Origin of the sequence: Rufibacter aurantiacus, from assembly GCF_017916345.1 — a bacterium.
Taxonomy (GTDB): Bacteria; Bacteroidota; Bacteroidia; order Cytophagales; family Hymenobacteraceae; genus Nibribacter; species Nibribacter roseolus.
Genome location: NZ_JAFMSV010000002.1, coordinates 739602 through 747124 on the forward strand (window position 1 = coordinate 739602; position 7523 = coordinate 747124).

General features: G+C 43.8%; 7 protein-coding genes. 3 read left to right on the top strand and 4 right to left on the bottom strand.

All coding sequences use genetic code 11. The features are described 5' to 3' along the window. The first annotated feature begins 138 nt into the window (after window positions 1-138). From J3P34_RS08405 to J3P34_RS08415, 3 genes are read left to right on the top strand one after another with little or no spacing between them, the layout of a single operon-like run. Window positions 139-1239, top strand: coding sequence for a glycosyltransferase family 4 protein (locus J3P34_RS08405; RefSeq protein WP_246853604.1), 1101 nt, complete (start codon window positions 139-141; stop codon window positions 1237-1239). Further along, window positions 1230-1892: an acyltransferase gene (locus J3P34_RS08410; RefSeq protein WP_210487839.1), complete on the top strand. Its 663-nt coding sequence runs from the start codon at window positions 1230-1232 to the stop codon at window positions 1890-1892. The genes J3P34_RS08405 and J3P34_RS08410 overlap by 10 nt, the downstream gene beginning before the upstream one ends. Window positions 1893-1917: 25 nt before the next feature. Next, window positions 1918-3198, top strand: a complete 1281-nt coding sequence (locus J3P34_RS08415; protein WP_210487840.1) for a glycosyltransferase — start codon at window positions 1918-1920, stop codon at window positions 3196-3198. A 164-nt stretch (window positions 3199-3362) separates the two neighbouring features. On the opposite strand, the gene J3P34_RS08420 is transcribed toward J3P34_RS08415, so the two are convergent. The 4 genes from J3P34_RS08420 to J3P34_RS08435 form a co-directional block, all read right to left on the bottom strand. Beyond that, complete coding sequence (locus J3P34_RS08420; RefSeq protein ID WP_210487841.1) at window positions 3363-4682, bottom strand: WcaI family glycosyltransferase; 1320 nt, start codon at window positions 4680-4682, stop codon at window positions 3363-3365. A gap of 132 nt (window positions 4683-4814) precedes the next feature. After that, a complete protein-coding gene (locus J3P34_RS08425) occupies window positions 4815-5726 on the bottom strand; it encodes a glycosyltransferase family 2 protein (RefSeq protein WP_210487842.1) in 912 nt (303 codons plus the stop codon). Between the two features lie 47 nt (window positions 5727-5773). Continuing rightward, complete coding sequence (locus J3P34_RS08430; RefSeq protein ID WP_246853605.1) at window positions 5774-6352, bottom strand: WcaF family extracellular polysaccharide biosynthesis acetyltransferase; 579 nt, start codon at window positions 6350-6352, stop codon at window positions 5774-5776. Between the two features lie 629 nt (window positions 6353-6981). Next, the coding region (locus tag J3P34_RS08435; RefSeq protein ID WP_210487843.1) for a malectin domain-containing carbohydrate-binding protein at window positions 6982-7523 on the bottom strand (542 nt) is incomplete at its 5' end.

The window sequence follows — 7523 nt, forward strand, 5'->3', positions numbered from 1 at the left end:
GGCTTCCCAGAGTAGAGACTGATTTCAACTGACCAGAAAGGAATTCAACACGCACCTTAACGAGCAAATATGGCTAAGTTCATATTGATAGGCAATTACCCCCGGGATAAGCAGGAGAGCATGGAAAGGTTTGCCCAGATGCTGCACCATGGCTTTCAGGAGGCCGGGCATGCCTCTGAGATTTGGCGGCCAGTCGTCTTTTTTGGGGCATTGTTCCAGAGCACCACCTCTGGTTTAGGAAAATGGATGGGGTACCTGGACAAATGGATTCTCTTTTGTTTTCTGCTGCAGTGGCGGGTATCTCAGATCATGGCGAAAGACAAAGAAGTCAGGTTTCACATTTGCGATCATTCCAATGCCCCATACCTGCAATATCTGCCTTCTTCTAAAACCAGCATTACCTGCCATGATGTGATTGCCATAAGAGCTGCAAAGGGCTACCCAGACACCTATGTTACAGCTTCGGGTTTTGGGAAGATTTTACAGAACTGGATCTTAAAACATTTAAGTTCTGCGGTGTCTTTGGCATGCGTTTCTAACCTTACGCTCAGCCAATTAAAGGACCTCAGCGTAGGCGCAAAACCAGAACAGAAAGACTGGAAAGTCATCTACAATGCATTCAATGCCGACTTTGAACTTATACCTGAAAAGAAAGCAATAGAAACTTTAAAGAATAAAAACCTTCCCCTTGATGCTCCCTTCATTCTCCATGTAGGTTCTGCGCTACCTAGGAAAAACAGAAAGCTTCTTTTAGACATGGTAGACAAGCTTGGAGACAAATGGAAAGGAAACATCTGCTATGCCGGCAAACCCCTTGATCCTTCCCTGGTAGCACACGTGCAACGACTTGGTTTGGAGGAAAGGGTTTTCTCCATTGTCAATCCTAACCATGCCACCTTAGAGGCGCTTTACAATACCTGCCAAGCCTTTATTTTTCCCTCTCATTCTGAAGGGTTCGGCTGGCCGGTCATTGAAGCGCAGGCTTGCGGCACCCCTGTTATTGCAAGCAATATAGCTCCCATGCCTGAAGTGAGCGGAGGCGCCGCCCTCCATTGTGACCCTAATAAACCAGAAGAATTCGCGGCAGCCCTCCTCTCCCTGAATGATTCCTTCATCCAAACAGATTTGATAGAAAGAGGCCTTGCTAATTGCAGCCGCTTTTCCAGAAAACAGATTATTGGCTCCTATCTGGAGCTTCATGGCATCAAGCAAAAAGAAGCTCAACTCATATGTTCTTGAAGTGCATTACTTTTCTTCTTCCCTGGTTTCTTAGGCGAAAAGCCCTGGAAGCCTGGTTTGGCTACAAAATACACCCTTCGGCCCGTATTGGTTTTGCATGGATTTTCCCCAGGAAGCTAATAATGGCACCGGGAGCCCAAATAGACCATTTAACCGTAGCTATAAACCTGGATTTGATTGAGATGGGCCAAAAATCAAAAATAGGCAGAGGGAACTGGATCACGGGCTTTCCTACAAAAAGTGGTTCGCTTCATTTCAAACACAACACCGGAAGGAAAGCCGAACTTAGGTTGGGTGCATGTGCGGCCATCACAAAAAACCACCATATTGACTGTACAGACACCATCTCCATTGGGCAATACTCCACCATAGCCGGTTATAATTCCCAATTTCTCACCCACTCCATCAACGTGTTTGAGAATAGGCAAGACTGCGCTCCTATTTTTATTGGAGAATATGCTTTTGTGGGGACCAATGTGGTGGTACTGGGAGGGGCCTTTTTGCCTTCTTTCTCTGTTTTGGGTGCAAAGTCATTGCTTAACAAACCGCAGCAAGATGAGTGGACCCTGTACGGCGGGGTACCGGCAAAGGCGATTAGTGAAATTCCCCAACACGCAAAGTATTTTACCAGAGCAGAGGGCTTTGTTCATTGATGTAAAAACTTAAAGCGGATCTCTGATGAAGATATTACGGGTAATTGGTAGTATGAATCCGGCAAGCGGTGGTCCCTGCCAGGGTATCCGGAATTCTATTCCTGAGCTTGAAAAGTTGGGAGTATCCAATGAGGTAGTTTGTTTAGACGTTCCAGAGGCATCGTTTATGGGAAAAGATGAATTTACAATCCATGCCTTGGGGCAGGGTAAAGGACCTTGGAACTACTCACCAAAACTTACCCCCTGGCTTCTTGAAAACCTCCCCCGGTTTGATGCGGTCATTGTGCACGGCCTTTGGCTTCATCATGGTTATGCCGTCAGGAAAGCCTTAAATAAGTTAAGATTGAGAAAAACAGCCTCCCAACCCGGAAGCAACAAACTACCCAACCTTTTTGTCATGCCCCATGGCATGCTGGATCCCTACTTCCAGAAAGCGGCGGGTAGAAAATTAAAGGCCCTAAGGAACTGGGTTTATTGGAAACTGATTGAAGGCCGTATCATCAATGAAGCGGCTGGAGTTCTATTTACCTGTGAAGCTGAGCTTAGCCTGGCACGCCAGCCTTTTAGGCCTTATTTCCCGAAAAGGGAGGTAAACGTAGGCTATGGTATTCCTGAACCCCCAAAGCTTACTACAAGCATGCAGGAATCTTTCCTCACGCTTTGCCCTGAATTGCAGACCCGTCCTTACCTTCTTTTCCTAAGCAGAATACACGAAAAAAAAGGCATTGATCTTCTCGTTAAAGCTTATTCTGAGTTGACCATTCGTCACCACCTCCTTAAGCCCGTTCCTGAGTTAGCCGAAGCAGATGATGTATCTCTTAGCAGCACACTCGCACCTACCAGGCAATGGCCAGCCCTTGTGATCGCCGGACCGGGTTTGGACACACCTTACGGGAAAATGCTACAGAAACAAGCCGAAGAAACTGCCCGGTCGGGCAATAGGTCTATCTACTTTCCTGGCATGCTGGCAGGTGACTCTAAATGGGGGGCTTTTTATGGTTGCGAGGCTTTTATTCTGCCAAGCCATCAAGAGAATTTTGGCATTGCCGTGGTGGAGGCACTGGCTTGCAGAAAACCAGTTCTAATCTCTGACCAGGTAAATATCTGGAGGGAAATTGCCCAGGTTGGAGGCGGCTTGGTAGCAAAAGACACAGAAGAAGGCACAAAAGAGCTACTAAGCACCTGGATTGATTTATCAGAAGAAGAGAGAGGCCAAATGAGAAACAACGCCAGAGATGCCTACGAAGATTTTTTTGCCATCAAGCCACATGCGTTAAGGGTGTGGCAAGCACTGAAGCAATCATAGTGGGGAGAAAACAGTCAGACTGAACCTACTTTCAATTCCACCCTCATCCCCGCTTGTGAGGTCCATTCCTGCACCCTGATTTTGCTACCTGACCATTCCTATTTTTAGCTCTTTTCATAAAATAAGGGCAAAAACAGGTAGTTCCCGTAAGTCCAACACCAGCTCTAGCCATTCACCTCAAGCAACTCCTGTTCATTGGGTGCCAAAGCTGCGTTAGTGGTTGTGCTAAAATCTGTGGAATTTGACAACACATGCTCTTCAAAGGATTGCATGACGTTTTCAATTGAAAGGTACTTTTCTGCATACGCACAAGCCGCAGACCTGATACTTTCATTACTGGCACCAGCCAAAGCATTCCATATACCAGTATTCAATGCCTCCTGATTTTCAGCTTCCACAAGAATGCCCATCTTATGCTTATTAACAAGCGTATACAAGCCGGTACCGGGGTTGGCGGTGATCAAGGCCAAGCCACCAACGGCTAAAATGGTGGTCAGTTTAGAAGGCATAACCAAATCACTGGCAATACTTTTCTGAATAACTAAATGAACGTCAGCCATATTCAAAAACTGGTTGAACTTCTCAAAAGGCTGTAAGGGCAAGAAAACAAGGTTTTGCAGGCTCAGGCTTTGGGCCAAGTCCATAAGGCGTGCCTTACAAGGCCCAGACCCGCAGATAACAAATTTCCAGTGTTCCTGGTCCCGGAACCTATGTGCGGCTTGGAGGATGGCTTCCAGGCCCTGCTTCTCTCCTATAGCTCCGGAATACAAAATTACCTTATCCATAGGCTGGAACCCGAACTGTTCTTTCAGGCTTTCCTGATCATTGATTGGGTAGAATTGAGAAGTATCGGTCCAGTTAGGGTGCAGAAATACTTTCTTCTTTGCTTTGCTTTGGATTCTATCCACCATGCTCTCTGAGATACTGCTCACCACATCGCTCTTATTGAAGATAATTTTCTCTAATTTGAACAGCATATCTACCATTCTTTGGTTCTTTATCATTTGCAAATCCCTGGCCGCTTCTATTTGCAGGTCTTGGATATGATATATAAGTTTTGCTCCTCTTATCGCCTTGTACATTACCCCTAGAAACCCAATCAGAAAAGAAGGGGCCACGGTAATGACCACATTAAACTTTTTAGAGGCAACCAAACCCAGCACCCTCAATCCCGCCGACAGGAGGAAGGTAAAATCTAAGATGATTCTTTTTACACCAGACGGTTTTGCTGGCACGTAGATAGGACACCGCAAAGTCTTGATTCTACCTCCAGACTCAAAATACTGGATTTCTGAAGAATACAGAAACCTATTACTAAAGTAAGGTTCTTGAACTTTCCAGTAAGGGTAGTAGGGATAGGTAGTGACCACCGTACAATCATACCCCCTGTTTGCTAACCACTGAATTTGCTCGCCACAATACTTTCCAATACCCGTTGGTTCTGGTTTGAAGTTATAACTTATGAGCAAAACTCTTTTCTTCATAACCTAAATTCCATTTAGTAAACCAACTTTAAAGACGCCTGTATAACACTTAAAAAAAGTGACTATCCACCTGAAAGGGCATTGAATCCTTCTAAATAAACCGAGGCAGTTTCAGGTTGCAGAAAAGAGATTTTAATTCTCGCGCCAGGTAATTAACCTATCTGAAAGAACATCCCCAGTTCCCAAAGACCCGACTTGTTTTACCAAGTGTATCCTCCGTTTATTCTCCTTTATTTTACAATAAACCTGCATAAAATAAGACATCTTAAGAACAGCATAAGCAAAGCCTCTTGCTCCGTCTTTAAATCCGCCCAAGAAGATGTAACTTCCCATAAAGAACACAGGGCCAATAAAAATACTTTGCATCAGTTGATACTTTAGCCGCTGCCTCCAGGTCCAGGAATGTAGCGAAGGAGAATTTGTGAAAGCTTTCAGAAACCGGGCAGCTTCCCACTCTGCATAATCATTGTGTTTTACCACAAAATGCGATATGCCCCTGAAGTCTTGGTGGTCAATTTTACTTTTGATGACACCTACTTTTCCTTGCAGAATTGGGTGTTCATGCACCTCCATGTCTAACTGGGTCCACTTATCTTCATCTATCTGCTCGTATTCCCCAGTACCTACCTGGAACAAGGCCAGCTTTTTCAAAGGATAACCTCCTTTCAATTGCTTTCCTAAGAAATAGACTGAGTAATTAAGCCAGAACCCTACCTTGTCACTGTTATGAAGAGTAGCCTTGAGTTCAGATTTAAAATCATCGGTTAGATATTCATCAGCGTCTAGAAAAAGCACCCATTTGGTTTTAGGGGTATGGTTTCTCAGAAACCAATTACGCTTTTTAGGGTATCTGCCATCCCAAACGAAATCTATGACCTCTACCCCGTAGGCCTTTGCAATTTCTTTCGTATTGTCAGTACTTCCTGAGTCAATGATTACAACATGCTGTGCCAGATTTTGCCCGATAGACTTTAAGCAATCAGGCAAATTCCTTTCTTCGTTTTTTACTGGGATAGCTATTGTAAGATCGAGTTTACGTGCCATTTTAATCAGAATATGTAAAAAAGACAGCTACTGTTGTCAACATATTATCAAGAAACAGGTTCTAAGAACCTCTTTTGCTTCAGTTCCTCCTCCACCCTTCCTTTAATGGGCCTGCACGGGTGACCTGAGCATACCATCCAAGGTGGCATATCTTTTGTCACAACCGACCTTGCCCCAATAACACACCCTTCTCCAATGGTAACCCCAGGATGCACAAATGCCTCTGCGGCCACCCAAGCAAAATCACCTACCCTTATTGGTTTGGTGACTAAAGGGAAACCCGGGTCTGTATAATCATGTGTGCCTGTACAAAGATGCGCTCCCTGGGAGACAACCGCCCTTTTCCCAATGATGATCTTACCCTGCGAATACAGAATAACTCCGTTTGCTATCCCGCATTGATCTTCCAGTTGAAGATTCCAAGGCGCCCAAATTTTCACTTTAGGATAAACGTGTACACCTCTACCCACTTTAGCGCCAAATAACCTTAACAAAAAAGACCTCCACCCATGCAGTTGCTTAGGGGTATAAGCAAAAAATAGTGAAGCAGCTATTTGCCAGATCAATCTGAATAGTCGGTTGTAAATAGAAAAAGAGGGACCACTAACTGTATCTTTGTTGTACATTCTTATTTAAAGCATAAATTTTAAAAACATATCTAAAACCAGATAAAACCAACCGCCCATTTCCCCCAAACCCACCTTACAACTATTAAAATAAAGCAAATTCAATTATTTATAAAATAAAAATATCAAGCTTAAAACTTAAATATTACAGCTACAAAAAATCAGAGTATATACATAAATACTACATAAAAATATTTCAACAAACATAACCAAAACCATTCCCCTCCATCTCTTTAACTACATTCCTGAATGCCACAGCAAAAGAATCCCAAACACCAGCCCATAGCCACTACACTATATTACTAAATATAAACCTCAAACACAATACACACCTGTTTACAAATAATAACTACTTTATAATTTTATTAAAATTCAAAACGGACAAATTATTCCAATAATAATTTCAGCATTAAAACACCTTACAATTACAACTTAATTGTAAATTTTACCTTTAAAAAAGGCACAAAAAAAATAAATCGATGCAAGTAACTCCTGCATCGATTTATTCAACTTAATTATGAAAGCTCATCTGTTCTAGGATTCGCTTAGATTTAAACAAGGCAAGCACATGCCAATTCAAAAAGCCCTTTTAACTTTTCCAATGGGTAAAACAAACACCTACCTTCTCATTAAGGCTTTTTCAAAACCTTGAACATTCTATTGAAGCTTTTGTCTTTGCTAACCACATAGAGCAAGTAAACACCAGCGCTTAATTGTGAGTCTTTCAGAGAGATTTCAAATTCATTTTCTCCAATGGCATTAGGTTTGAAAGACTTTTTATAAGCAGTATTCCCTAAAACATCATACACCTTCACTTCATACTCTTCATCTTCCTTCTCTGAGTTAAGGAGTATATAAATGTTTTCGTCAAATGGATTTGGATGAACCCTCGCTTCAAGGTTCTTATGAGAGGCAGGTTCCAGTACTACTTTGCTGGAGGAAGAAGCAATACTACTTGGAGCCACACCGCCAGAGCTGGAGATGACCTCGATGGCGGAGACCAGGGCGTTGTCGACCAGGCGGGCGAAGGCGATGTTGAGCGTGCCGTCGGTGACGTTCACCGTGAAGCTCTCCACGGCGGCCGCCTTGCCCGCCCCGGCCTTGGCCACGATGTCGTAGGCGCTGAGCACCTTGCTGCCCTCGATGCTCACGTCGAACACCCGCTTGCCGG